Origin of the sequence: Paenibacillus sp. FJAT-27812 (genome assembly GCF_001273905.1) — a bacterium.
In the GTDB taxonomy this organism is placed as follows: domain Bacteria; phylum Bacillota; class Bacilli; order Paenibacillales; family Paenibacillaceae; genus Pristimantibacillus.
Map to the genome: position 1 here is coordinate 5,221,818 of NZ_LIGH01000001.1, position 25,433 is coordinate 5,247,250.

Sequence of the window (25,433 nt, forward strand, 5' to 3'; positions counted from 1 at the left end):
ATAAATTTAATTTTGTTCAATCGTAATCGGCTTGTCCGTAAAGTCTCGGAACAGCGGCTGCGGAGACGCTGCCCTAGAAACACCAAGCATGTAAACGCTGCTTGCCTGCGTATCCAGCTCTAGGTAGCGGAACGGTTTTGGCGGCCTAGCTGCGCTATTTAGTACGGGCAGCGATGCGGAGCTGCGCATGCGGCGCAATAAATGCTTGCCTTTTTCCGTAAAACCGAGCACTCTTATATATTCAACACCCGAAGCGAGCTTTTGTTGCGTAAGATCAGCTTTGCTGTGTCCGAGCAGAATGGCAAGAAGCGCGCGTTGAAGCTTCGTTCGCGTGTAGCGCTTCGTTTTCAATGCTTCCAAGATGTCTTCGAATTCTCGTGACTTGAGACTCGGAAGGGCGTTCAGCAGTCGATGCTCCAGTCCCTCTGATATTTCATGTATGTGTGCAAGCTCCGCTGGCGAACGGGTGACGACTGCATGCAGCAACGTGTCTGTAAAGGATGCCCAGCTAATCGGGCATCTGCCAGCCGACCATTCTTGCTGCAGGATGCGATTGGTTGACTCGGGAACATATGCGCGAGCTTCCTCGAGCGAGCGCTGCTCAAGCAGCAGCTTGCGAATCGCGGTCGCACTTGCGATCTGGCTGTCGGTTGCCGTATCCTGATTATATTGGGCTTTTTCACGCGTGATGGTGAAAGGCTCCATTTTGCCGCCGAGTCGTTTTAAAGCGAGCAGGTAATGGAGCGCTAAAGTATGATTTGGCAGCGAGAAAGGGAACTTCGCTGCGGAAGCATAACCTTGGTCCGATAAATAAGCGGTTATTGCGCTGCTGTAAGCGCTTGGGTAGCTCATTCCCGTTTGAAGCTGCTGCTTTAAAAGCAATTTGAACGCCTGAGGCTCATGTGCGACGATCTCGGCAGCTTGCAGCAGCGGCTCAAGCTCGCCGTTCTCGGTGCCGAAGCAGAAGCTGTCGACGACGCCAGTCGCCTCCAGCAGGGATACCGCGCCGTAGGCGAACCATTCGGCAGCTTGCGTCGCGTATGCGACCGGCAGCTCGATAACGAGATCGCAGCCGCCCTCGAGCGCCATGCGCGTTCTTGCCCACTTATCGAGCAGGGCGGGCTCGCCGCGCTGGAGGAAATGGCCGCTCATGACGGCAACGACGGCGTCTGCCTGCGTTATTTTGCGCGATTGTTGCAAATGATACAAATGTCCGTTATGAAACGGGTTGTATTCGACGATAAGTCCGACTGTGCGCATTCGCTTGGGTCCTCTCTCTGTTAAATGTTGGTCGTTTCACTATAGCATAGTGAAGGCGCTCAATCACGGGCTGCTCAAAGACTTAAGGAAAAGCAGTGTGAAAATGTTGACAAAACGGTATTCTGATAGATATAATAATCTTTGTTTGTTTGGGGTGATCTGATGCAGTTTCATATTCAAGAAACAATGTCCAAAGGGTTGAAATTGACAGTTGACGAACAGTTGGATGTCAGTGACCTGTTTAAAGGACGCCAAGATGTTTATCGTACGGGACCGCTCCATGTATCGCTTCAGGTAACTGGGCATGAAGGATTCATTGAAGTTGATGGCAAGCTGGCCATTGATCTCGAGCTTCCTTGCTCACGTTGTCTCGAACCGGTGAAGGACCATACGGTTATTCGTTTCTCGGAAGTATTCAAGCGTCCTGCGGCTGACGAAGAACGCGATGAGGATATGGAAGAGGAAGAGAATGACTTCATTGAGGTGAATGGAGAAAGACTGGACTTGAGGCCTTATGTGGAAGAAGCGCTTCAGCTGTTCATGCCTTTTGCACCGCTTTGTAGCAATGACTGTAAAGGTCTCTGTCAGACTTGCGGACAGAACTTAAATGAGCACAAATGCAGCTGCTCCAACGAAAAGATTGACGTTCGTTTTGCGGCGCTAAAGGATCTATTTAAGGAATAAGCGTAATGCTGATTGAATTTTTGAAGGAGGTGTTAAATATGGCAGTACCTCAGCGTAGAACATCCAAGACTCGCCGTGATAAACGTCGTACGCATTTCAAACTTGCAGTACCGGGCATGGTGAAGTGTGAGCAATGCGGAGAGTTGAAATTGGCTCACCACGTATGCAAAGTTTGTGGATATTACAAAACAAAAGAGATCATTTCCCAATAGTGGATTGATGTCAGAAATAGCACTTCATCTCGCGATGAGGTGCTATTTTTTGCTGTAATAGAGCATTAAGCAAGCTGTTTAACAATGTTATAAACTGTAAATTTACATGCTGGATTGCGCTCGGGCGTATTTTTTTATATACTTAATTAGTACCAGGTGATAATATCAAGCAGCATACATATACTAATCGTACCGGTTTCATGCGAGGCTGAGGCGCGATTAGAATCGTTTATGTTACTATACGGTAAAAGGTGGTGCCGAACATCGAACGAATGCCCAAACGGCAGCGGCATCAGCAGCTTGCCCGACATATTGATGAAAATCCTTTTATAACCGATCGGGAGCTCACGCGACTGCTGAAAGTAAGCATCCAAACGATTCGGCTTGACCGAATGGAGCTAGGTATTCCGGAGCTTAGAGAAAGACTTAAGCTGATGGCTGAGCGTTCTTATGATTCGGTTCGATCGTTGCCATTGCATGAGGTGATCGGTGACATCGTCGATCTGGAATTGGACAAGAGCGGCATCTCGGTGTTCGAGATTCGCGAGGAGCATGTATTCTCCAGAACCGGAATCGCCAGGGGCCATCACGTGTTTGCACAAGCGAATTCACTGGCAGTTGCTATTATAGATGATGAAATTGCGCTAACCGTAACAGCGGACATTAGGTTCATTCGTCCCGTTAAGCTTGGGGAGAAATGTATTGCCAAAGCTTATGTTCGTTCCATCTCGGGCGAGCGGAGCAAGGCAAAGGTCGAGCTGTTCACGTATGTTGGCGATGAAATGGTGTTCCAAGGTAACTTTGTTATTTTTCGGTCCGCGGGAGACACAGATACTGAAGGAGGAGACGAACGTGCGGATCGCTATTGATGCTATGGGCGGGGATAACGCTCCAAGCTTAATTGTGCAAGGAGCGCTTGATGCGGCGGCGCAGTGGCCGGATACGGAGCTGCTGCTCGTCGGCGATACGTCTGTTATCGAACCGCTCATGAAGGGGCAGAAGCCTTCTAACATAACCATATGCCATGCGGATGAGGTTATCGGAGCCGATGATGAGCCGGTTAAAGCGGTGCGCCGCAAAAAAGGAGCGTCCATGGTCGTTGCCGGACAGCTCGTACGCGAGAAGCAAGCGGATGCGATGCTCTCTGCCGGCAACACGGGCGCTTTGATGGCGACGGGACTTCTCGTTGTCGGAAGAATGGATGGCATTGAACGGCCGGCGCTTGCGCCTATGATGCCAACGATGGATGATGTAGGGATTTTGACGCTTGATCTTGGAGCGAACATGGATGCAAAGCCGGAGCATTTGCTCCAATATGCGATCATGGGCAGCATCTACCGTGCCAAGGTTCATGGCTTGGATAAACCAAGAGTAGGCCTTCTGAACGTAGGTACGGAAGCGATGAAGGGAAACGAGATGACCAAAGCGGCTTACGCTTTGCTTCAGCAAGCGCCGATTCATTTTATTGGCAATGTCGAAGCCAGGGACGTTCTCAACCGTAATTGCGATGTGCTTGTTTGCGACGGCTTTGCCGGCAACATTATGCTAAAAGCGATGGAAGGCGCGGCGGGTACGATTTTCACATCGCTTAAGGATGCTTTCGGCAAATCGTTATTAACGAAGCTTGCAGCGGCTATCATGATGCCTAACCTTCGCTCGTTGAAAAAAAGAATGGACTATAAGGAACATGGCGGCGCTCCGCTGCTTGGCCTGAACGGTCTGGTCGTGAAGTGTCACGGCTCATCGGACGCGCTTGCCGTTAAGAATGCGGTAAGGCAGGCAAGAAGCGCGATCCAGGGCCAATTGATCGAAACCATTGCAGCAGAAATAAACGGGAAGTGAGTGTGCGAAATGAGTTTACATCCTGTAGGCATTATCGGAACAGGCAAATATGTTCCCGAACGCATTTTAACGAATAAAGAGCTAGAAGCTATGGTAGAAACAAACGATGAGTGGATCGTTACACGCACGGGCATCAAAGAACGCCGTCTGGCGTCCGCTCAGGAAGCAACATCAGATCTTGCGCTGCATGCTTCGCTAAAAGCTATTGCTGCTGCTGGATTAACGCCGGAAGATATTGATCTTATTATCGTTGCTACGATTACGCCGGATATGTTTTTTCCATCGACTGCATGCTTGCTGCAAGATAAGTTGGGAGCTAAGAAAGCTGCTGCCTTTGATCTGTCGGCTGCTTGCTCGGGCTTTATTTATGGGCTCGCGACAGGCTCCAGCATGGTGGCTAACGGCATGTACAAGCATGTGCTTGTCGTAGGTGCCGAGACTTTATCCCGCATTACGGATTACACTGACCGCAACACATGCATTTTGTTTGGTGACGGTGCAGGCGCCGTTGTGCTTGGGCAAGTTGAAGAGGGCCGCGGCTTCCTCTCCTTCCAGCTTGGCGCTGACGGCAGCGGCGGGGAACTGCTTAAAGTCTCTGGAGGAGGCTCCCGCACTCCGGCATCGGAGGAGAGCATTCTGACGAAGCAGCACTTTATTCATATGGCCGGCAATGATGTTTTCAAATTTGCCGTTCGAATTATGGGAAGTGTAGCTGAGGAAGCCTTGCAGAAGGCAGGGCTTGAGAAGGACGATATCGATCTTCTAGTGCCGCATCAGGCGAACATCCGCATTATTCAGTCTGCTTTGAACCGGCTTAACCTGTCGGAGGATAAAGCGATGATTAACCTCGATAAGTACGGCAACATGTCATCGGCTTCCATTCCGGTTGCGCTTGCCGAAGCGGTGGAGCAAGGCCGTTTGAATGAAGGCGACAAGCTGGTGCTCGTTGGTTTTGGCGGCGGCTTGACTTGGGGCGCTTCGGTGCTTGTCTGGTAGTATATCTGCATTTGGAACTCATTTCTATAAAATAAGTACAGATAAGCTTTTCTCTTACGGCCGGCTTATATTTTAAAGCGCGATGCGGGCTTTGGCCGCTCTTAAGCGGAGCAAACCGTTAATGTGCGCAAGGGGGAACATACTTGAGTAAAACAGCATTTGTTTTTCCGGGACAAGGCGCCCAGGCAGTTGGAATGGGCAAAGATGTCTACGAGGCATTTGACCGCTCGCGTTCGATTTTTGCGCAAGCGGATGAAGCGCTAGGCTTCTCCCTAAGCAGCATTATATTTGAAGGGCCGGATGACTTGCTTAAGCAGACGGCTAACACTCAGCCTGCTTTGCTTACCGTCAGCGTTGCTCTTCTCGAGGCGCTTGAGGGACGCGGCTTGAAGCCTGATTATGTTGCGGGCCACAGCCTAGGCGAATACAGTGCGCTTGTTGCTGCCGGCGTACTGTCCTTTGAGGACGCCGTTCGTACCGTTCGCGCTCGCGGACAGTTTATGGAGCAAGCCGTTCCGAGCGGCCTTGGCGCAATGGCGGCAGTGCTTGGCGCGGAGCGCGAGACGCTCGCAGCGCTATGCGCGGCTATTACTGCCGAAGGCTCGGCTGTTGAGCTTGCAAACGTGAACTGCCCAGGACAAATCGTAGTATCAGGCACGGCAGCAGGCGTACAAGCCGTTGTTGAACGCGGCAAGGAAGAAGCCGGCGCGAAGCGGGTCATTCCGCTCGAAGTCAGCGGTCCTTTCCATTCGTCGCTGATGAAGCCTGCGGCAGCTAATCTTCAAGAGACGCTCACTGGTCTTGTGATGAAGGATGCGTCTGTTCCCGTTGTGGCAAACGTGACAGCAAATGTTGTTACGGCCGCAGATGAGATTCGTTCGCTTCTAGTCGAGCAGGTTTATTCACCTGTGCTCTGGGAGGATAGCGTACGCTATCTAATCGATCAGGGCGTGGATACATTTGTAGAAATCGGATCAGGAACGGTGCTTGCCGGCTTGATCAAAAAAATCGACAAAAACGTTCGTGTCATTTCGATAAACAGCATCTCCGCGCTTGAAGCGCTGTAGATATTGATCATGAGGGTGGAGGGATTAGAATGTTTGCAAGCTTGGAAGGGAAGAAAGCGCTCGTAACCGGGGCGTCGCGCGGAATCGGGAGATCGATAGCCATTGCACTTGCCGAGGCAGGCGCAGATGTTGCGATTAACTACTCCGGCAGCGAGGCTGCGGCAGCTGAAACGGCACAAGCCGTCGAAGCTCTTGGTAGACGCGCATTAGTCATCAAAGCTAATGTCGGCAAAGTGGACGAATTTGAAGCGATGGTGAAGGAAGTCATCGAGCAATTCGGAGCTGTGGACATTTTGGTGAATAATGCGGGTATTACTAGAGATAATTTAATCATGCGTATGAAGGAGGACGAGTTCGACCAAGTCATTGAAACGAACCTCAAGGGCGTTTTCAATGGCATTAAAGCGGTCACTCGTTCTATGATGAAGCAGCGTTCCGGCCGCATCATTAACATTTCTTCGGTCGTTGGTGTGCTCGGAAATCCAGGGCAGGCGAACTATGTTGCGGCGAAGGCTGGCGTCATTGGCCTAACTAAGGCTAGCGCCCGCGAGCTTGCGTCACGCGGCATTACCGTTAACTGTGTTGCTCCTGGATTTATTCAAACCGAAATGACGGATAAGCTTCCGGAAGAAATGCGCCAATCCTTATCTGGCCAAATCCCGCTTGCCCGTCTCGGTGATCCGAGCGACATCGCAAACGCGGTTCGTTTTCTTGCTTCGGATGCTTCAGCCTATATGACTGGACAGACGATTCACGTAGACGGCGGCATGTATATGTAACACCAAATAATTCCGTTGTTCGGAATTAAAACGGTTACGTATGGCATTTTATCTTTAATTCTCGTATAATACCATGGAGGAGGTGAACCGGATGTCCGAAGTAGTAGATCGCGTAAAACGTATCGTCATCGACCGTCTAGGCGTAGACGAAGCGGAAGTTACACTAGAAGCTTCATTTAAAGATGACCTCGGCGCTGACTCTCTTGATGTCGTTGAATTGGTCATGGAGCTAGAAGACGAGTTTGATATGGAAATTTCTGATGAAGATGCTGAGACAATCACCACTGTGGGAGAAGTAGTTAAATACATACAATCTCATACGTAAGTTGGACAAGTCCCGTTTATTAACAAACGGGACTTCTCTCCATCTAGGTGATTTTCAATCATTACGATTGTGTACGACTATCGACTTTATACCTCCTTATATTTCGAGTGTAAAGGCTCACCCCGTTTACGAACGGCATAGCTTGGATTTACCGAGAAATATAAGCAGGGTATACGCATCACAGTAACATCGATTTAGATTGGACAAGATGATGCAGCATGCACATCTATTTTGCTGGACATAGAGGTGAATCGAATGAAACAAAGAGTTGTAGTTACGGGTATGGGGGTTATTACCTCGCTCGGTTCCGATTTGGAGCAATTCTGGGGTAACCTGTTAGAAGGAAAATCTGGGGTATCGGTTGTTGAGGCTTTCGATTTCTCCGAATACCCGACACGTATTGCCGCAGAAATCAAAAATTTTAATCCCGAAGATTATGGTTTAGATAAAAAAGAAGCTCGCAGAATGGACCGTTTCGTGCAGTTTGCAGCTGTAGCAAGCCAACTAGCGGTTAAAGATGCGGATTTGCAAATAGGTCAAAATGCGGACGCTGAACGCGTTGGCGTTATGGTCGGTTCCGGTATCGGCGGACTTGGCACATGGGAAGACCAGCATAACATTTTGCTGGAAAAAGGCCCTAAGCGCGTTAGCCCATTCTTTATTCCGATGATGATCGCAAACATGGCGTCTGGCCAGGTATCGATGCTCACTGGCGCAAAAGGTCCGAACAGCACGGCTGTAACAGCATGTGCAACGGGAACGCATTCGATCGGCGATTCATTCAAGCTGATTCAGCGCGGCGATGCCGACGTGATGATCGCAGGCGGAGCGGAAGCAACGATCAGACCTACGGGCATGGCAGGCTTTTGTTCGATGCGCGCGATGTCCGTTCGCAATGAGGAGCCTGAAAAGGCAAGCCGTCCGTTCGATACGGACCGCGATGGTTTCGTAATGGGTGAGGGCGCCGGCGTATTGGTGCTGGAATCGCTAGAGCATGCGCAAGCACGCGGAGCAAAAATTTACGCGGAAGTCATTGGCTACGGCATGAGCGGAGACGCTCACCATATGACTGAGCCTGATCCAGATGGTGCTGCTCGCTGTATGGTAAAAGCTTTGAAGGATGCTGGAATTGAGCCTTCAGAGATCGATTACATCAATGCGCATGGCACATCGACTCCGGTTGGCGATCGTTCGGAAACGAAGGCGATCAAGAAAGCGCTCGGAGATCATGCTTACAAAGTAGCAGTAAGCTCAACAAAATCGATGACAGGTCACTTGCTTGGTGCGGCTGGCGGCGTTGAAGCCGTTATTCTTGGCCTAACGCTTAAAAACGGCATCATTGCTCCGACTATTAATTTGGACAATCAAGATCCAGAGTGCGACCTTGATTACGTTCCGAATAAACCGCGTGAAGCGAATGTGAAGACAGCTTTGTCTAACTCATTTGGCTTTGGCGGCCACAATGCATCGATCGTGATGAAAGTTTATGAAGCGTGATTCCTTCTATGAGCTGCAGCAGCGGCTGCAGCTCAGCTTTAAGCGGACGAAGCTGCTCAGACAGGCCTTTACCCATACCTCTTATGTGAATGAACACAAGCGCGGTTCTGCTCAGGATAATGAGCGATTAGAGTTTCTCGGAGATGCTGTCCTGCAGCTCCTTGTGTCGGAATATTTGTTCGCGACTTATCCGCAGCGTCCGGAAGGTGAGCTCACGAGAATGCGTGCATCGATCGTGTGCGAGCCTTCCTTGGCCCAATTCGCGGAACGTTTAGAGCTTGGCTCTCACGTGCTGCTAGGGCGCGGTGAAGAGCAGCTCGGCGGCAGGCAGCGTCAAGCGCTGCTTGCTGACTTGTTTGAGTCATTTGTTGGTGCGATCTTCCTTGATGCAGGCATTGAGCAGACGAGGGCATTTTTGAATGAGCACATGTTCCCATTTGTTGAGTCTAACGATTACGGCCTGCTAGTGAAGGATTCCAAGTCGAAGCTTCAGGAGCGCTCGCAGCATCATGGGCTTGGCGCCGTTGAATATCGCATCATTGAGGAACGTGGACCTGCGCATGACCGTGAATTTGTCGTTGAGGTATATCTCGGGGAAGAACGTTTTGGCGTTGGAAGCGGGAGAACGAAGAAGGAAGCGGAGCAGCGCGCAGCGGCTGAAGCATGGCGTACGCTATCGCAGGAACAAGTCTAATCAGCGAAGAGAGTGTCCAAAGCAGGCCATACGGCCCTCTGGACGCTCTCTCTTTTTTTGCAGAAAGAAGAATGAACAAGTGTGGCGCGAGCAAGGCGAAAGCAGACGCGCAGTGGTTGTTTTTAGCCGCCATAATGGTTATCAAGGCCCATAAGATGTGGTACAATGAGGGGTGAGGTGAAAACCAAGACATGTTTCTGAAACGGATTGAATTATCAGGCTTTAAGTCTTTCGCAGATCGGACGGAAATGGAGTTTGTAACCGGGATCACTGCGGTGGTTGGGCCAAACGGCAGCGGTAAAAGCAACATTTCGGACGGCATACGCTGGGTGTTGGGCGAACAAAGCGCGAAGAGTCTGCGCGGCGGCAAGATGGAGGATATTATTTTTGCCGGAAGCGACGCTCGTAAAGCTGTTAACTACAGCGAGGTTTCGCTGACCCTAGACAATGCCGACGGTGCGCTTCCCCTTGAGTACAACGAGGTGACCGTGACGCGCCGTGTGCACCGAAGCGGCGACAGCGAATATTTAATTAACAAGCAGCCATGCAGGCTAAAAGATATTACCGAGCTGTTCATGGATACCGGTATCGGTAAAGAGGCTTATTCCATCATTGGACAAGGCCGAATTGAAGAGATTTTAAGTACGCGCTCCGAGGATCGGCGCGGTATTTTTGAGGAAGCCTCCGGCATTGTCAAGTACAAGTCGCGTAAGCGCGAGGCGCAGAGGAAGCTTGACGAAACCGAGACGAATTTGCTGCGCATCCACGATCTTGTCACGGAGCTTGAGGATCAGGTTGGCCCGCTGCGCAAGCAGTCCGAGAAAGCTATCCATTTCAAGGCGCTTAAGGAGCAGCTCAAAACGAAAGAAATCTCGATGTACGTACATAACATTGAACAAATCCACGGCACATGGACGGAAGCAAACGGCAAGCTTGAGCGGTTGACGCAGGAGCAGCTTCAGCTTTCCACCGTTGTCAGCAAGCATGATGCGCATTTGGAGAAGGATCGCCAGCAGCTGCGGGAACTTGAGCAGGCGCTCGATCAGCTTCATGAAGCGATGCTGCAAATTAGCGAGGATTTTGAGAAATGCGAAGGCTACGGCGAGGTTTTGAAAGAACGCAAACGCAATTTGGAGCAAAATAAGCGGCAATTGGAGGAATCCATTGCAGCGCAGGATGCCAGAATTGGCACGATGACGCAGGAGGAAGCGGAATTCCGCAGCCGTGCAGCAGCGCTTCAATTGCAGCTTGCCGATCTTCGCTCGAAAATATCCGAAGAGGAAGCTCGTTTGCTTGGCGTTGCAGGAGGCGCGGTTGCTGATGCAGAGGAGACGCTTAAGAGCGAGCTGCTCGAAGTGCTCAGCGCTATGGCTCAGCATCGCAATGAAATCAGATATGCGGCGCAGCAACAGGATACATTGCAGCGGCGTATGGAGCGGATTAGCGAGGACGAGACCAAGTGGCTGGAGCAGCAAGAGAAGTTGGATGCGAGGCGTTCGGAGCTAGCGGAGGCGCTTGAGTCTACGCTTGCGCGGCTTGAGCAGGCAAGAAGCAAGACGCTTACCGAATCCGAGCAAACGAGAGCGATTTCGCAAAGCTTGGAAGAAGTAACGCTAGCGATTCGCAAGTGGGAGCAAAAGCTCGACAGCCATGTATCGAGGCGCGACACGATGAAGGAAATGCAGGATGCGCTCGACGGCTTTATGCAAGGGGTTAAAGAAGTGCTCAAAGCTTCAAGGCGCGGCAACGGCGGAATCAGCGGTGTCCATGGCGCGGTAGCAGAGCTTGTCCGTGTTCCGGAACGGATTGAAACCGCAGTTGAGACAGCGCTTGGCGGTGCCTTGCAGCATATTGTCATGGAGGACGAGAAAACAGCTCGTACCGCGATTGCTTTCTTGAAGCAGCGCCAGCTTGGACGGGCAACCTTCCTTCCGCTTGACGTTATTCGCGGCAGGCAAGTGCCCGAACATGACAAACGGACTGCGGAATCCGTAGAGGGCTTTGTTGGGGTAGCGGCAGATTTGGTCAGCTCGGATTCTCGTTACACCGCAATCGTCAACAATTTGCTCGGCAACGTCCTGCTTGCCGAAACGCTTGAGCAAGCGAACCGGATCGCCTCAAAATGCCAATACCGCTATCGCGTCGTGACGCTTGAGGGCGATATCGTCAACGCGGGCGGCTCGATGACGGGCGGCAGCTTGCAGAAGAAGGGCGCAAGCCTGCTTGGACGTCAACGCCAGATCGACGGGCTTGATCAAGAGATTGCCGATGCTCGCCGGATGGTTGAGCAGCTGCGCAGCAAGCTTAGCGATTTGCGCAAGGAGCATTCGATAAGAACTCATAATATCGAGGAGCTTCGTGCGGAAGGCGAGAAAAGCCGCATTGAAGAGCAGCAAATTAGGGCTGAGCTTCAGCAGCTTCATAATGAAGCCAAACATCTGGATGAGCAGCGGCAGCTGTATTCGGCAGACCGCAATACGCATTTATCCGAGCAAAAGGATGTGCAGGCAGCTGCAGCAGCGGCTGAGCTTCGTTTGGAGCAGCTTGTTCTCGATGAAGCAAGGCTGCAGGAAGCAATCCGCATGGCAGAGGAGCGCCGCAAAGCGAGCGAATCCGCTAAGGAAGAGCTGCAAGGCCAGCTTACCGATATTAAAATCGCAGCAGCCAAGACGGATCAGGAGAAGCTTTCGTTCGAGGATCAATCGGCGCGCGTGCGGGCTGACATTCAGCGGGCGAAGCAGGAGCTGGAAGGGCTGCGCTCGTTATCTGTTCAGCAAGAGGAAGAGATAGAAAGACATGCGAACGAGACGGTTCAGCAGATCGAGCAGCTCAATCACCTCCGAATAAAGAAGCAAGAATGCGCAGAACAGACGGATCTGAAGCGATCCGCGCGTGCACAGCGTATTGCCGAGCTTGATTTGGGCGAGAGTGAGACGAAGGAGCAGCGCGCGCAGCTTAGACAGGTCGAAGAGCAAATGCGCCAAACCGAAATCGCCGCTAACCGGCTCGACGTTGAGCTCGACAACTTGCTTCGCAAGCTTAGCGAGGAATACGAGCTGAGCTATGAGCTGGCTAAGGAACAGTATCCAGTGCCGGAGGATGTTCTTGGGACACAGAACGAGGTACGGGACATCAAACGCCAAATTACGTCGCTCGGCGAGGTTAACCTCGGCGCGATTGAGGAATATGAGCGGGTAAGCGAACGGTTTGAGTTTTTATCGGAGCAGAAGGATGATCTTATAGACGCGAAGACAACGCTGTATCAGGTTATCCGTGAGATGGATGAGGAGATGTCGAAGCGGTTTAAAACGACTTTTGAAGCGATTCGCGGCCATTTTGTCGTCGTATTCGCGAAGTTGTTCGGAGGAGGCAGGGCAGATCTAGTGCTCGTTGAGCCGGATCGCGTGCTTGATACCGGCATCGACATCGTTGCGCAGCCGCCGGGCAAGAAGCTGCAAAACCTGCAGCTGCTCTCAGGCGGTGAGCGTGCGCTGACGGCAATTGCCTTGTTGTTTGCTATTTTGCAGGTGAAGCCCGTTCCGTTCTGCGTGCTCGATGAAGTTGAAGCCGCGCTCGATGAGGCAAACGTATCCAGGTTCGCGCAATATTTGCGCGAGTTTTCGGAGCTGACGCAGTTCATCGTCGTTACGCATCGCAAAGGTACGATGGAAGAAGCAGATGTGCTGTACGGAGTTACAATGGAAGAAGGCGGGGTATCGAAGCTGGTATCCGTACGCTTAGAGGATGAGGAAGAACCGGTATCCGCATAAATAAAGACAAACCGGCAATGTGAGGATGGGGAGTTGAACCGATGAGTTTTTTTAAGAAGCTGAAGGAAAGTATCGCAACGAAAACCGAAGCGGTAACGAATATTTTTAAAGAGGGCTTGTCGAAGACGCGTACAGCGTTCGTTGAGAAGGTCGAGGAGCTCATTACGCGCCGCAAGAAGATCGACGAGCAGTTTTATGAGGAGCTTGAAGAAATTCTAATCGGCGCGGATGTTGGCGTTAATACCGTCATGCAGCTGATAGATGAGCTTCGCGTCGAGGTGAAGAAGCGCAAGATCGAGGATGCTGCCGATTTGCAGCCTATTCTGTCCGAGAAGCTGATTCAGCTAATGAAGAGTGATGATCAATCTGGTTTGCGCATGGCGCCAAGCGGCATTACCGTTATTTTGTTCGTAGGTGTTAACGGCGTTGGCAAAACGACAACAATCGGAAAGCTTGCGCATAAGTTCAAGAGCGAAGGCAAAAGCGTACTGATGGCAGCAGGCGATACGTTTCGTGCAGGAGCGATCGAGCAGCTCGAGGTATGGGGTCAGCGCGTTGGCGTTGACGTGATCAAGCAGCAGTCGGGATCAGACCCGGCAGCCGTAATGTTCGATGCGGTGCAAGCTGCCAAGCAGCGCGGCGTAGATGTGCTGTTGTGCGACACGGCAGGCAGGCTGCAAAATAAAACGAATTTGATGGAAGAGCTGAACAAAATTTTCCGCGTCATTCAGCGCGAGCTGCCCGATGCTCCTCATGAGGTGTTGCTCGTTCTTGACGCAACGACAGGTCAAAACGCGCTCAGCCAAGCGAAGCTGTTCGGCGAGAAGAGCGGCGTTACCGGACTTGTTCTAACGAAGCTGGATGGCACGGCTAAAGGCGGTATCGTAATCGCGATTCGTAATGAGCTCAGCTTACCAGTGAAGCTTGTTGGACTGGGCGAGAAGATGGGCGACCTGCAGCAATTTGATTCGGAGCAGTTCATTCATGCGCTATTTGCTGGATTAATTCAGCGCGAGGAATCGCAGGATGCCGAAAAAACGGCTGAATAAGCTGGTTTCGAATCATTTGAAGCGATAGTAAATGCGGCTTTTAAAGGTGACAAGGGGAAATGCTTGACAGCTGCCTATGACGTCATGTATGATAAAAGACGTTGTCAGGTGTAAAGGTATTTACCTTGTCGGTGACACAAGCTTAATAACAGGAGGGGCTGACGGGATGAAAGCAAATGAACCAGATGCCTTATCCAAAACGACCCGTATAAACTTGTTGTTCGACTTTTACGAGCCGCTCTTGACAGAGAAGCAGCGGACGTTTCTCAAATATTATTTTCACGACGACTTCTCACTTGGAGAAATCTCAGCCGAATTCGGCATAAGCAGACAAGCGGTATACGAGCATATCAAGCGTGCCGAACAGGTGCTTGAGAGCTATGAGAGCAAGCTCGGCTTGCTTGTCCGGCATGAATCACTTCTACAATTAACCGTGCAGCTCGTGAACAGCGTGAATGAGCTTTCGATTGCCGAGCAGGACAGGCAGGCGCTCATGAGCATGATTGCACAATTTCAAATAACCGATTAAAACATAATGAGTGGAGGTGACGGTACATGGCAGCATTTGAGAGCTTATCAAGTCGGCTTCAAAATGTGTTCAGCAAGCTGAGGGGCAAAGGTAAGGTTTCCGAGGAAGATGTTAGCGAAGCAATGCGTGAGGTGCGATTGGCGCTTCTCGAGGCGGACGTTAACTTCAAGGTCGTGAAGGACTTTATCGCGAAGGTGAAGGAACGGGCTATCGGCCTCGATGTGTCAAAGAGCTTTACACCCGGCATGGTCGTCATCGATATCGTAAATAAAGAGCTGACCGAGCTGATGGGCGGCACTCAAAGCAAGCTTGCGAAGGCGAACAAGCCTCCAACCGTCATTATGATGGCGGGCTTGCAGGGTGCCGGTAAGACAACGACGACGGGCAAGCTGGCTAAGCTCCTACAGAAGAGCAATAATAAGCCGCTTCTTATCGCGTGTGATATCTATCGTCCCGCGGCAATCAAGCAGCTTCAAGTGCTCGGCGATCAAATCAATGCGCCGGTTTTCTCCTTGGGTGATCAAACCTCGCCTGTAGAAATTGCGCGTGCCGGACTCCAGCATGCCAAAGAGAACGGCAATGATTATGTCATCATCGATACCGCCGGCCGCTTGCATATCGACGAAGAGCTGATGGAAGAGCTGAAGCAAATCCATCAGGTTACGAAGCCGGATGAAGTGCTGCTCGTTGTTGATGCGATGACAGGGCAAGATGCAGTTAACGTTGCACAAAGCTTTCATGAACAGCTCGCTTTAACGGGTGTTGTGCTGACGAAGCTCGATGGCGATACCCGCGGTGGCGCGGCGCTTTCGGTTAAAGCCGTAACAGGCTGCCCGATTAAATTCGCGGCGATGGGTGAGAAGATCGACTCCTTGGAGCCGTTCCACCCGGAGCGTATGGCTTCCCGGATTCTCGGAATGGGCGATATGCTCTCTTTGATCGAGAAGGCGCAGTCAAACATCGATGCGGAGAAAGCGAAGGAAATGGAACGTAAAATGCGTACAGCAGAATTTACGTTCGACGATTTCCTGGAGCAGATGGAGCAGGTTCGCAACCTTGGGCCGCTCGATCAAATTATGGATATGCTGCCCGGCATGAACAAGATGAAGGGCATGAAGGATATGAAGGTCGATGAGAAACAAATCGGCCGAGTCGAGGCGATTGTCCGCTCCATGACGAAAGAGGAGAAGCAAAAGCCGGAGCTGCTTAATCACAGCCGTCGCAAACGTGTAGCTGCAGGCAGCGGCACGACGATCGTCGAGGTTAACCGCCTCATTAAGCAGTTTGACGACATGAAAAAAATGATGAAGCAATTCTCATCGATGATGGGGCCGAAAGGTCCGAAGGGCGGCAAGAAAGGCCTGAAGGGCATGCTCGGCAAAAATATGAAGTTCCCGTTTTAATCGCTGTTTACTCTTTGAAGGAGGTGAATTTTCATGGCAGTACGTATTCGTTTGAAAAGAATTGGTGCTCACAAAGCTCCTTTCTACCGCGTAGTAGTATCGGATTCCCGTTCGCCGCGTGACGGACGTTTTATCGAAGAGATCGGCACTTATAACCCGGTTGCACAACCGGCTCAAGTTAAGATCGATGAAGAAAAAGCGTTGAAATGGCTGCAAACAGGAGCGCAAGCTTCTGATACAGTTCGTGACTTGCTTTCCAAAGCAGGTGTTCTTAAAAAGTTCCATGAGCTTAAGCAACAGAAATAACTGTTGAATAGCGGAGGGCCTTGAGATGAAAGAATTGATTCTTGTCATAGCGAAGGCATTGGTTGATCATCCTGATCAGGTGCAAATCAATGTGAAGGATGATGACCGTGGCACGATATACGAGCTTTCGGTTCACCCCGAGGATATCGGTAAAATCATCGGTAAACAGGGACGCATTGCGAAAGCGATGCGTACGGTAGTGACTTCTGCTTCCGTCAAATCGCAAAAGCGCGTCATCGTCGACATCATGTCATGATGCACGTAATGGAGGGAAGGTTAGGATGTATGTCCTAGCCTTTTTTTAATATGCAGCTATTTTAAACACTGCGCATATCCAAACGGCTTCGTCTCCAACGTGGAACGATGCCGTTTTTGCATGTATAATAGAGGGATACACATATGAAGGGCTGGTTGTAATGAGCGAAAAATGGTTTACGGTCGGGAAGGTAGTTAATACGCACGGTATTCGCGGAGAGCTGAAAATATTGTCGCAAACGGATTTTGCGGATGTTCGCTTCGCACCCGGGAGCAAGCTGCTCATGCTGAACGAGGAAAGCGGAGCATCGCTTGAAGTGAAGGTCATTAGCGCACGGGAGAACAAAACCGTATACATACTGAAGCTTGAGGGCTTCACTGATATTAATCAGGTAGAGAAATATAAGGGCTGGGTGCTTAAGGTGTCCGAAGCCAATCTGGTTGATTTGGACGACGGCGAATATTATTATCATGAAATTATTGGCTGCCGCGTCGTGACGGAAGAAGGCGAGGAGCTTGGCACCATTTCGGAAATACTAAGCCCTGGCGCAAATGACGTATGGGTCGTTGATCGTCCGAAGGGCTCCGGCAAGCAGCTGCTATTGCCTGTCATCGATGATGTTTTGATCAGCGTGAATACGAAAGAGAAAGTCGTAACGGTCCGGTTGATGGAAGGATTGATTTAAACCGATGAAAATTGATGTGCTAACGTTGTTTCCTGAAATGTTCGACGGTGTATTTAACGCCAGCATTTTAGGAAAAGCGAAGGAGAAAGGGATCGTTACGCCACAAGCGATCAACTTTAGAGCTTATTCGGGCAATAAACATAATACGGTCGACGATTATCCGTATGGCGGCGGAGGCGGCATGGTGCTTAAGCCTGAGCCGGTATTTGCAGCTGTTGAGGATCTTAAGCTCGATGACAACATTAAGCCGCGCGTCATCCTGCTATGTCCGCAGGGCGCTCAGTTTACGCAGCAGAAGGCGGAGGAGCTTGCAAAGGAGCAGCATCTCGTGCTGATTTGCGGCCACTATGAGGGCTATGACGAGCGTATTCGCGAGCATCTCGTAACGGACGAGCTATCCATTGGCGACTACGTGCTGACTGGCGGTGAAATTCCGGCGATGGTGCTTATTGATAGCGTGGTAAGGCTGCTCCCCGGCGTGCTCGGCAATGAGACATCTGCGGTAACGGACTCGTACAGCACGGGCTTGCTGGAGCATCCGCATTATACCCGTCCGGCTGAATTCCGCGGCTGGCCGGTGCCGGATGTCCTTATTTCTGGCCATCATGCGAATATTGAGGTGTGGCGGCGCCAGCAATCGCTGCTGCGGACGCTGCAGCGCCGTCCTGACCTGCTGAAGAGTGCGGCGCTTACCGACAAGGAACGGAAGTGGATCGCTGCACAGCTGAAGCAGGAGCCTAATAAAGCAGACAAATAGAATATCGATGTTAACAAACAAAGTGGTTGAGTAAAAACCACTACATTTTCTCGGAGCAAGCAGACATCGACGAAAAAGAAAAATAGCGGTACAGGAATTGCCTCCTGCACCGCTATTTTTTATGGTTTTTAACCGATCTGTTCAAATTTTGAAAACCCTCTTTATTATAATAGAAGAAACTGACTTATTATGGCGTATAAAAGTTTTGGGTATAATATACATTATAGGTTCCCCCGACTGCGACGCCTGTACCAAGCCGCTTAAGCTTGCTGTTCAGCAGCGTCTCGCGGTGACCGTCTTTGGAATTGAGCCATCCATAGTGAGTAAAGATGCTGCTTTGGTAACCAGCGGCGATATTCTCAGCTGCAGAGTGGTATTTGACGCCCTTCGCTTTCATGCGATCAAAGGGGGAAGAGCCATCCGGGTTCGTGTGATTAAAGAAGCTTCGTTTACTCATATCGCCGCTGTGTCCATGGGCTGAAGCGGCAGCGAGCTTGTCCCATTCGAGGATTGGAATGCCGCGAACAGCTCTTTCTGCATTCGCCAGATCAAAAAGCTGCAATTCAAAAGCTGCTTCGAGTTTGGTTGTATAGGATGTTTTGATTGGTTTGGAGACAGCCTGATTCATCCGAATGATGCCGGTTATTTTGCTTCCGTCCTGCCGGTCAATAAAAAGGATGGTACGCTCGTTTCCTATTGTATAGGCATAATAGTTCTCGTTCGCCTCGGCATTAGTAGGGCGGCTAATAAGCTTTTTGGCCGCAGTGATCGTTTGGCCGATATGGATTCCGGAATTGCTTTTCCAGCTGTCGCTGTCGTTGGAGAAAAGCGCCGTAACGCGGTCGTTTTGGAGGCCAAACATCATGTAGTGGTTATAGTCGCTGTTGTAAATATGCCAGGAGAAGCCATATTCGCTTGGATCGATGCGTGCCGGCTTGCCAAGCGCTTTCTGGAGCTTCTGAATAGTATCGTTTAATGCGACTCCGCCTAGCGCATTTGTTGCTTTCGGAATTTGCGCTTTTGACAACGAGCTGGAATGCTTCTTGAGATTGTAGAAAAAAGTGAGCGCCTCCGCGCGGGTAAGCTTGCCGTCAGTGGCGAAGCCGCTAACCGTTGCAGATGTTCGGCCATTTGATATTTTCTCATTCAACAGCCATTGAACAGCGCTTTGCTCCGTAAAAGCTTCGCCGCTGGCAGCCGAGGCAAGAAGCAGAGCAGCTTGTCCGCGCCGAAATTCGCTATTTTGCTGCGCGCTGCTTACCGGCCAACCTAGGTGTTCGGCATAATCGTAGTATGGCTGGAACCATGCGCTGCCGCTTGCGGGTGATTCGGTTGCTAAGCCGTAAGCACGGAGCATCATGGCTAGAAATTCTGCTTCATTAACAAGATTGTTAGGCTTAAAGGAGCCGTCGCCATACCCTTGCGTCAACTTTTGCTCGATCGCCCATGTTATGTAAGTGCCAGCCCAGTGATCCTTCGTATCCTTGAAGTTCAAGGACTCAGCGGCCGCATAGCTAGGAGCTGTAAGGGTCAATAACAAGAGTGCGGCAATCATTCCTCCTTTATTTATGGAAAAATATTGTTTTTTATCTGGAATCAAATGTTCCACCTCGTTTTGTCGGCGTATGTCATTATTTAGTATACAATAATAATGAATAAAAAAAGCATATTGTATTATTGGGCTGGCTGTGGTAAAATTTCTAATGTTGTTCGTAAAGTCGGACGGTCCGCTATCAGCGATGAACCGGTTCATAGGAATTCGGTGAGCTTATAAGAACGTCTATGGTGGAAGGAGTGAATCAAATGAATCTTTTGCAAACTATTGCGCAAGAAAACCTGCGCCAAGGTCTACCGAACTTTCGTCCTGGTGACACGCTAAAAGTTCATGTAAAAGTTATCGAGGGAACTCGTGAGCGTATCCAATTGTTCGAAGGCGTTGTAATCAAACGTCGCGGCGGTGGAATCAGCGAAACTTTTACAGTGCGTAAAATTTCCTACGGTGTTGGTGTGGAAAGAACTTTCCCGCTTAACTCGCCTAAAATCGAAAAAATCGAAGTGGCTCGCCGTGGTAAAGTACGTCGCGCGAAATTGTACTACCTACGTAGTCTTCGCGGAAAAGCTGCTCGTATTAAAGAAATTCGTTAAGAACAAACGACAAGAGGGGCTTGCGCAAACAAGCTCCTTTTCGTTTTTTCTCAAAGGTCATTTACATATTACAGTATATGGGAAGAAGGCGAACAGAGTGGACTCACAGCAGCGTAATGATGGTCTGAACAACGATAATGATAATGAAGTGAACGATACGTCAAACCAATCCGATTTTCAGCAAAAATTACCAGACCGTGCCGTGGCCCATGCATCCGGCTCAGGCAAGAAGGGCGGTGCTTACAAGGAAATCGTAGAATGGATCAAAGCTTTAGTCATTGCGGTCGTTCTCGTATTTCTTATTCGCCAATTTTTATTTTCACCATTTATCGTAGACGGCCCATCCATGAAGCCTAACTTCGAGACGGGCGAGCGTTTGATCGTCAATAAAATTTTATATACGTTCCGCGAACCGAAGTTTGGAGAGGTAGTTGTATTTGACGTTCCGGAGCAAGGGCGAAAATTCATTAAACGGGTAATTGGCGTGCCGGGCGATACGATCAAAGTTGAAGGCGACGACCTTTATATTAATGATAAAAAAATCGATGAGCCTTATATAAAGGAAGCGATCGAAGAAGCGCATGCGAAAGGCGAGCTGTACAATGGCGGAGGGCCAAATTTCCCGAATGCCGAAGTGCCTGAAATGACGGTTCCGGAAGGCACGATTTTTGCGCTTGGCGATAACCGCAGCGATAGTACGGATAGCCGTGTGATCGGCTTTGTAAAAGATAAGGAAGTCGTTGGTCGCGCCGATATTATTTTTTGGCCGCTGGACAAGCTAGAGTTTATAAAGCACTGGACAAAATGAGGTGAGTAAGTAAATGGCCATTCAATGGTTTCCGGGTCATATGACCCGGGCGAAGCGGCAAATACAAGACAAGCTCAAACTAATCGATCTTGCCATCGAACTATTGGATGCTCGGGTACCGCTTTCGAGCCGCAATCCGATGATAGAAGAAATTTTGAACGGCAAGCCAAGACTGATCGTGTTGAACAAATCCGATTTGGCAGATCCGAAGACGACCGAGCAATGGATGGCTTATTTCAAAAATGAGGGTCATGAATCGATAGCGATCGACTCCTCGACGGGTACGCGTGTCAATGAGGTGCCGCAAAAGGCGAAGCAGATTCTGCAAGAGAAAATTGCGCGCCAAATTGCCAAAGGGATAAATCCGCGTGCAATCCGGGGACTTATCGTTGGCATACCGAACGTTGGGAAGTCTACGCTGATCAATAAGCTGGCAGGACGAGCAATTGCTTTAACCGGCGACCGTCCGGGTGTCACAAAGGGACAGCAGTGGATTAAGATCGGTACGGAGATGGAGCTGCTTGATACGCCTGGTATTTTGTGGCCGAAGTTTGAGGACGAATTGGTCGGCTACCGGCTAGCGATGACAGGCGCCATAAGAGAGCAAATATTGAACGTTGACGATATTGCCTTTTTTGCGATGCGTGAGCTCGTGGACCGGTACTGGCCGAACATGAAGGAGCGTTACGAGCTCGAGACGCCGCCGAAGGATGTATCCGATTCGGATGAGATCGTACGAGTGATGGAGGATATCGGACGTCGGAGAGGGTGCCTGCTTAGCGGCGGACGCGTCGATCTGGAGAAGACGTCAGGAATCATTTTGCGTGATTTGCGTTCAGGCAAGCTAGGTCGCATCACGCTGGAAGCTCCACCTTATTGATGTGAAACGGGGGAACGTAACGTGCTGCAATATGAACAGTCGTTATGGCAAGATGGCTACAAAGCGATTGCCGGCGTGGATGAGGTAGGCCGCGGCTGCTTGTTCGGAGACGTTGTGGCCGCAGCTGTCATTTTGCCGCCGGGACTCGTGATTGAGGGAGTCAATGACTCTAAGAAGCTGTCCGAGAAAAAGCGGGATCAGCTGTATGAGATTATTTTGCAGGAATGCGTTGCTTGGTCGGCTGCTCGCGTTGACGCTGAAACGATCGACCGCATCAATATTAAGCAGGCAGCTAGACTCGCAATGAAGCATGCGGTGGAATCTTTGCAGGTGCCATCGGATTATTTGCTTATCGACGCGGAGAAGGTGGATGTGTCACTGCCGCAGCAGTCGATCATCAAAGGGGACGCAACCAGCCAGTCCATCGCGGCTGCATCCATTGTCGCTAAAGTTACCCGCGATAGACTGTGTACTGGCGAGTGGGAGCAGGAATGCCCTGACTATGGGCTTGCTATTCATAAAGGCTACGCAACGAAGCTGCATCGCGAGCGATTGCTGGCGACAGGGCCAAGTCCCCTGCATCGCAGATCGTTTCTCGGCAACTTGTTTACAGAGGAGCAGCTTCTGCTCTTCTAGACTTTATTGCAAAACAAACAGCATGACGCTTGATTGATTGTACGAGGCAGAGGAATGCTTCGTGTGATGATCAGGCGTTTTTTTGTTTAAATATCTTTTTGGGCAGTATCGCTTCATGCTTGGCTTACTTCGACCGATATATGGTTTATAGGTTTAACGGAGTCGAAAAAGTATGACGTATAGAGAGCGATAAGCGCATAAGAAGAAACTCGCAGATAGGCGCTGGAGCAGCGGAGGCGGATGAGCAGATGAATATTAGTCAAATGATGCGGAGTTTCCTAGGGGAATCCTCAGGAACGGATACACGGGCGATGGAGCTCAAGGTTGGCCAAGTTGTACGGGGCGTCGTACTGCAGGTGATGGAAAATAACGAGGCGCTCGTTCAGATTAACGGAGTGCAGGTGCGTGCGAAGCTGGAAGCCCCGCTTCAAGTGGGGCAAACAGCCATGCTGCAGGTACAGCCGCAATCAAGCGGAGCGCTTGTGACGCTGAAGCAGGTTGAACCGGGCGCTGTAGGGCTGCCGGAGGATACCTTTAAAGAATGGGCTAAGCAGCTCGCATTGCCTGAACAGAAATGGGCGGCGCATATTGTAAAGGATTTGCGCAAAGAAGGCGTCATTCTGAACCGTGAGGTTGCGCAAGCCTTTCAGCAAGCCGCAGCGGCGATGCCGGCGGGCGGCGATGCGGAGCAGTGGATGCAGGCCGCAGCTGCAACCTTTAAACGGGGGTTGCCGATGACGGGCGCAACGGTTGGTGCCATGCAGCAGGTCATGTTCGGCCGCAGCGCCCATGAACTCATTGAAACGATGCAGCAGCAGCTTTCTGCGCTCGCAAGCGGTGATCCAGACGGCGCTTCGGCAGAAGCAAAGCCATTGCCGCAGGCGGCAGCTCGGGTGCAAGCGTTGCTGGTAGAAGGGATGGAACTGTTGCGCGCGGCATCGTCGCCTAATGAGCCATCCAAGGCGGCAGAGATGGGAACGAAAGAAGCTGCAATTGCAAGAGCGCAGCTCGCGCAAACAGCAAAAATAGAACCGCCTCTGGGGCAGGCGAGCGCAAGTACGCTTGCAACTGCTGAAGAGGGTGCGGCTGAGCAGGCAGCGCCCCAGACAGCAAGAGTCGCGCAGTCCCAGCCCAACTGGCTCGGACAGATGATGAAATGGATGGGCGTAGACCACGAGCTTCAGCTTGCCAAGGCGGTTGCAGGAGCACCGGATACTTCCGGAAGCCAGCCTGCGCCAGCGCCGCAAGCGGCTGAAGCAGAGACTGCTGCTTCTGCTGCTGCGAAGCCTTTGCCTGCGCAAACAGCCGCAGCTTCGACGCAGTCCGCTCCACAGGCTGGCCAAGCGGTGGAGTTGACTAGAAAAGAGGCTCCTCAGACGAATGTACACGCGCAAGGGAATGCGGAAGAGCAGGAAGAGCCGCTGCCAATAAGAATCCAAGACACAAGGCATGGCGTCGAGCGAGCGGCAGCAGCAATCATTTCATCCATTGCGGATAGTGCTCCCGTTGCAGAGCCAGCTTTGCCGGCACACCAAGAGTCGCTAAAAAGCGCGCTGCTGGCGTTAGTTTCTTCCGATCAGACACCGCCCGCGATCAAAGAAACAGCGCAGCAGCTCGTTCAGCAAATTACGGGACAGCAGCTTCTGCTGACGCCAGAGCGCAACAGCTCCGTGCTAACCCATGTTACGATGTTTATTCCGCTTAATAGTCCCGATGGCAAGCAGACCGCATCCGTTCATATCCAGACGAGAAGAGGGCGCAAAGGAGAGCTGGACTCATCCAACTGCAGGCTGCTGTTCAATTTGTCTATGAATACGCTGGGGGACACGATGGTGGACGTTAATGTGATGGACAAAATCGTCAGCTTAAATCTGTGGAATGATCACCCTGCTATCTCCATGCTGGCAGAGTCATCCCGGAATGAAATAGCAAGCAGCCTGCAGCAAGCCGGATTCCAGCTGCTATCGCTTCGAACAACGCCGCTGCCAAAGGCCGGGGCTCAGGCGGCTGAAGCGACGGCCGCTGCCGCAAAAAGCCTGCAAGTGCCGGAAATGACCGCTTTTTCCTCCAATCGCTACAAAGGAGTCGATTATCGCATATGAGCAGCGAACAAGCGAATGATCAGCCCAAATCAAAAATCAAAAAGGCTGTTGCGTTAAAATATGAGCCTGGCGAGCGCACGGCCCCGGTTATGGTTGCCAAAGGCAAAGGGCATATGGCCGACCTAATACTTGAAAAAGCTAAGGAAAACGGCATTCCAGTCCAAGAAGATTCTTCACTTGTCGAAGTGCTCTCCAAGCTTGATGTCGATCAAGAGATTCCGCCAGAGCTTTATACGCTAGTTGCCGAAATATTAAGCTTTGTTTATCGTTCTGATCGCAAAGCAAGGGACATGAAGAATGGTTGAGCGCAAGAGCTTGGCGGATGATAGAGATAAACGAGACAACAGAAAGCAAACGGGCATGTTTGGCGAAGCGGCCGCATGTGACTATTTGTTAAGCAAAAACTATTCGGTTCTCGAGCGCAACTGGCGCTGCCGCAGCGGAGAAATCGATATTATCGCGGAGCATGAAGGAAGACTTGTTTTTATCGAGGTGCGCGCGAGGAAGCAAAATGGCAGATTTGGCACAGCGGCTGAATCGGTCGATCGCCGAAAACAGCAAAAGGTAAGGGAAACGGCTCAGGTTTATTTGCGAAGCGCTGACCGTTCAAATGCTTCCGTTCGGTTTGATGTCATAGCAATCACGATTAACCGCACGGACGAGACGATCGTGGAATGCAAGCATTACGAGGGTGCTTTTTGAATCCATACATATAACATAGGGCTTTTGCCTAGGTTAAGAACCTAACCTA

The 25,433-nt window shown here is 50.8% G+C and carries 27 protein-coding genes; 25 read left to right on the forward strand and 2 right to left on the reverse strand.

The window, feature by feature from the left end; genetic code table 11:
• Window positions 1–6: 6 nt before the first annotated feature.
• A complete protein-coding gene (locus ADU23_RS21905; protein WP_053375679.1) occupies window positions 7–1,260 on the reverse strand; it encodes a nucleotidyltransferase in 1,254 nt (417 codons plus the stop codon).
• 162 nt (window positions 1,261–1,422) lie between these two features.
• Here ADU23_RS21905 and ADU23_RS21910 point away from each other — a divergent pair, with 162 nt between their 5' ends.
• From ADU23_RS21910 to trmD, 18 genes are all read left to right on the forward strand, one after another.
• The gene (locus tag ADU23_RS21910) at window positions 1,423–1,944 is read left to right on the forward strand and encodes a YceD family protein (RefSeq protein WP_053375680.1); all 522 of its coding nucleotides are present in this window, start codon (window positions 1,423–1,425) and stop codon (window positions 1,942–1,944) included.
• A 38-nt stretch (window positions 1,945–1,982) separates the two neighbouring features.
• Complete coding sequence (rpmF, locus tag ADU23_RS21915) at window positions 1,983–2,156, forward strand: 50S ribosomal protein L32 (protein WP_006036546.1); 174 nt, start codon at window positions 1,983–1,985, stop codon at window positions 2,154–2,156.
• 272 nt (window positions 2,157–2,428) lie between these two features.
• Entirely contained in the window at window positions 2,429–3,025 is a 597-nt protein-coding gene (gene fapR, locus ADU23_RS21920; protein ID WP_053375681.1) for a transcription factor FapR, read from the forward strand.
• Window positions 3,009–3,998, forward strand: a complete 990-nt coding sequence (plsX, locus tag ADU23_RS21925) for a phosphate acyltransferase PlsX (protein WP_053375682.1) — start codon at window positions 3,009–3,011, stop codon at window positions 3,996–3,998. The genes fapR and plsX overlap by 17 nt, the downstream gene beginning before the upstream one ends.
• A gap of 9 nt (window positions 3,999–4,007) precedes the next feature.
• Window positions 4,008–4,994, forward strand: coding sequence for a beta-ketoacyl-ACP synthase III (locus tag ADU23_RS21930; RefSeq protein WP_053375683.1), 987 nt, complete (start codon window positions 4,008–4,010; stop codon window positions 4,992–4,994).
• Window positions 4,995–5,137: 143 nt separating this feature from the next.
• A complete protein-coding gene (gene fabD / locus ADU23_RS21935) occupies window positions 5,138–6,061 on the forward strand; it encodes an ACP S-malonyltransferase (protein ID WP_053375684.1) in 924 nt (307 codons plus the stop codon).
• 29 nt (window positions 6,062–6,090) lie between these two features.
• Complete coding sequence (fabG, locus tag ADU23_RS21940; protein ID WP_053375685.1) at window positions 6,091–6,840, forward strand: 3-oxoacyl-[acyl-carrier-protein] reductase; 750 nt, start codon at window positions 6,091–6,093, stop codon at window positions 6,838–6,840.
• A gap of 91 nt (window positions 6,841–6,931) precedes the next feature.
• Window positions 6,932–7,165, forward strand: a complete 234-nt coding sequence (locus ADU23_RS21945; RefSeq protein WP_053375686.1) for an acyl carrier protein — start codon at window positions 6,932–6,934, stop codon at window positions 7,163–7,165.
• A gap of 255 nt (window positions 7,166–7,420) precedes the next feature.
• Complete coding sequence (gene fabF / locus ADU23_RS21950) at window positions 7,421–8,662, forward strand: beta-ketoacyl-ACP synthase II (protein WP_053375687.1); 1,242 nt, start codon at window positions 7,421–7,423, stop codon at window positions 8,660–8,662.
• Window positions 8,652–9,356 carry a ribonuclease III gene (gene rnc, locus ADU23_RS21955; RefSeq protein WP_053375688.1) on the forward strand — a complete coding sequence of 235 codons (705 nt, stop codon included), beginning with the start codon at window positions 8,652–8,654 and terminating at the stop codon, window positions 9,354–9,356. Before fabF ends, rnc begins: the two co-directional genes overlap by 11 nt.
• 191 nt (window positions 9,357–9,547) lie before the next feature.
• Window positions 9,548–13,126, forward strand: coding sequence for a chromosome segregation protein SMC (gene smc, locus ADU23_RS21965; RefSeq protein WP_053375690.1), 3,579 nt, complete (start codon window positions 9,548–9,550; stop codon window positions 13,124–13,126).
• 41 nt (window positions 13,127–13,167) lie between these two features.
• The gene (gene ftsY / locus ADU23_RS21970) at window positions 13,168–14,175 is read left to right on the forward strand and encodes a signal recognition particle-docking protein FtsY (protein WP_053375691.1); all 1,008 of its coding nucleotides are present in this window, start codon (window positions 13,168–13,170) and stop codon (window positions 14,173–14,175) included.
• 166 nt (window positions 14,176–14,341) lie between these two features.
• Window positions 14,342–14,704 carry a YlxM family DNA-binding protein gene (ylxM, locus tag ADU23_RS21975; RefSeq protein ID WP_053375692.1) on the forward strand — a complete coding sequence of 121 codons (363 nt, stop codon included), beginning with the start codon at window positions 14,342–14,344 and terminating at the stop codon, window positions 14,702–14,704.
• Window positions 14,705–14,730: 26 nt separating this feature from the next.
• Window positions 14,731–16,107, forward strand: coding sequence for a signal recognition particle protein (ffh, locus tag ADU23_RS21980; RefSeq protein ID WP_053375693.1), 1,377 nt, complete (start codon window positions 14,731–14,733; stop codon window positions 16,105–16,107).
• 33 nt (window positions 16,108–16,140) lie between these two features.
• Entirely contained in the window at window positions 16,141–16,413 is a 273-nt protein-coding gene (gene rpsP, locus ADU23_RS21985; protein ID WP_053375694.1) for a 30S ribosomal protein S16, read from the forward strand.
• Between the two features lie 25 nt (window positions 16,414–16,438).
• A complete protein-coding gene (locus ADU23_RS21990) occupies window positions 16,439–16,669 on the forward strand; it encodes a KH domain-containing protein (protein ID WP_053375695.1) in 231 nt (76 codons plus the stop codon).
• Between the two features lie 160 nt (window positions 16,670–16,829).
• Window positions 16,830–17,354 (forward strand): ribosome maturation factor RimM, encoded by a 525-nt coding sequence (gene rimM, locus ADU23_RS21995; protein ID WP_053375696.1) that lies wholly within the window; start codon window positions 16,830–16,832, stop codon window positions 17,352–17,354.
• 4 nt (window positions 17,355–17,358) lie between these two features.
• The gene (trmD, locus tag ADU23_RS22000; RefSeq protein ID WP_053375697.1) at window positions 17,359–18,111 is read left to right on the forward strand and encodes a tRNA (guanosine(37)-N1)-methyltransferase TrmD; all 753 of its coding nucleotides are present in this window, start codon (window positions 17,359–17,361) and stop codon (window positions 18,109–18,111) included.
• A 187-nt stretch (window positions 18,112–18,298) separates the two neighbouring features.
• Here the strand turns inward: trmD and ADU23_RS22005 are convergent, their stop codons facing one another.
• Window positions 18,299–19,666 carry a CAP-associated domain-containing protein gene (locus ADU23_RS22005; RefSeq protein WP_053375698.1) on the reverse strand — a complete coding sequence of 456 codons (1,368 nt, stop codon included), beginning with the start codon at window positions 19,664–19,666 and terminating at the stop codon, window positions 18,299–18,301.
• A gap of 248 nt (window positions 19,667–19,914) precedes the next feature.
• On the opposite strand from ADU23_RS22005, the gene rplS reads away from it, so the two are divergent.
• The 7 genes from rplS (at window position 19,915) to ADU23_RS22040 (ending at window position 25,384) form a co-directional block, all read left to right on the forward strand.
• On the forward strand, window positions 19,915–20,256 hold the full coding sequence (gene rplS, locus ADU23_RS22010; protein ID WP_053375699.1) for a 50S ribosomal protein L19: 342 nt from the start codon (window positions 19,915–19,917) through the stop codon (window positions 20,254–20,256).
• Between the two features lie 202 nt (window positions 20,257–20,458).
• Window positions 20,459–21,064 carry a signal peptidase I gene (gene lepB / locus ADU23_RS22015; protein WP_141680231.1) on the forward strand — a complete coding sequence of 202 codons (606 nt, stop codon included), beginning with the start codon at window positions 20,459–20,461 and terminating at the stop codon, window positions 21,062–21,064.
• A gap of 13 nt (window positions 21,065–21,077) precedes the next feature.
• On the forward strand, window positions 21,078–21,944 hold the full coding sequence (gene ylqF, locus ADU23_RS22020; RefSeq protein WP_053375700.1) for a ribosome biogenesis GTPase YlqF: 867 nt from the start codon (window positions 21,078–21,080) through the stop codon (window positions 21,942–21,944).
• Between the two features lie 21 nt (window positions 21,945–21,965).
• Window positions 21,966–22,580: a ribonuclease HII gene (locus ADU23_RS22025; protein ID WP_053375701.1), complete on the forward strand. Its 615-nt coding sequence runs from the start codon at window positions 21,966–21,968 to the stop codon at window positions 22,578–22,580.
• Window positions 22,581–22,828: 248 nt separating this feature from the next.
• Window positions 22,829–24,682, forward strand: a complete 1,854-nt coding sequence (locus tag ADU23_RS22030; protein ID WP_053375702.1) for a hypothetical protein — start codon at window positions 22,829–22,831, stop codon at window positions 24,680–24,682.
• Window positions 24,679–24,987 (forward strand): EscU/YscU/HrcU family type III secretion system export apparatus switch protein, encoded by a 309-nt coding sequence (locus tag ADU23_RS22035; RefSeq protein ID WP_053375703.1) that lies wholly within the window; start codon window positions 24,679–24,681, stop codon window positions 24,985–24,987. The genes ADU23_RS22030 and ADU23_RS22035 overlap by 4 nt, the downstream gene beginning before the upstream one ends.
• Window positions 24,980–25,384 (forward strand): YraN family protein, encoded by a 405-nt coding sequence (locus tag ADU23_RS22040; RefSeq protein ID WP_053375704.1) that lies wholly within the window; start codon window positions 24,980–24,982, stop codon window positions 25,382–25,384. The genes ADU23_RS22035 and ADU23_RS22040 overlap by 8 nt, the downstream gene beginning before the upstream one ends.
• Window positions 25,385–25,433 lie beyond the last annotated feature (49 nt).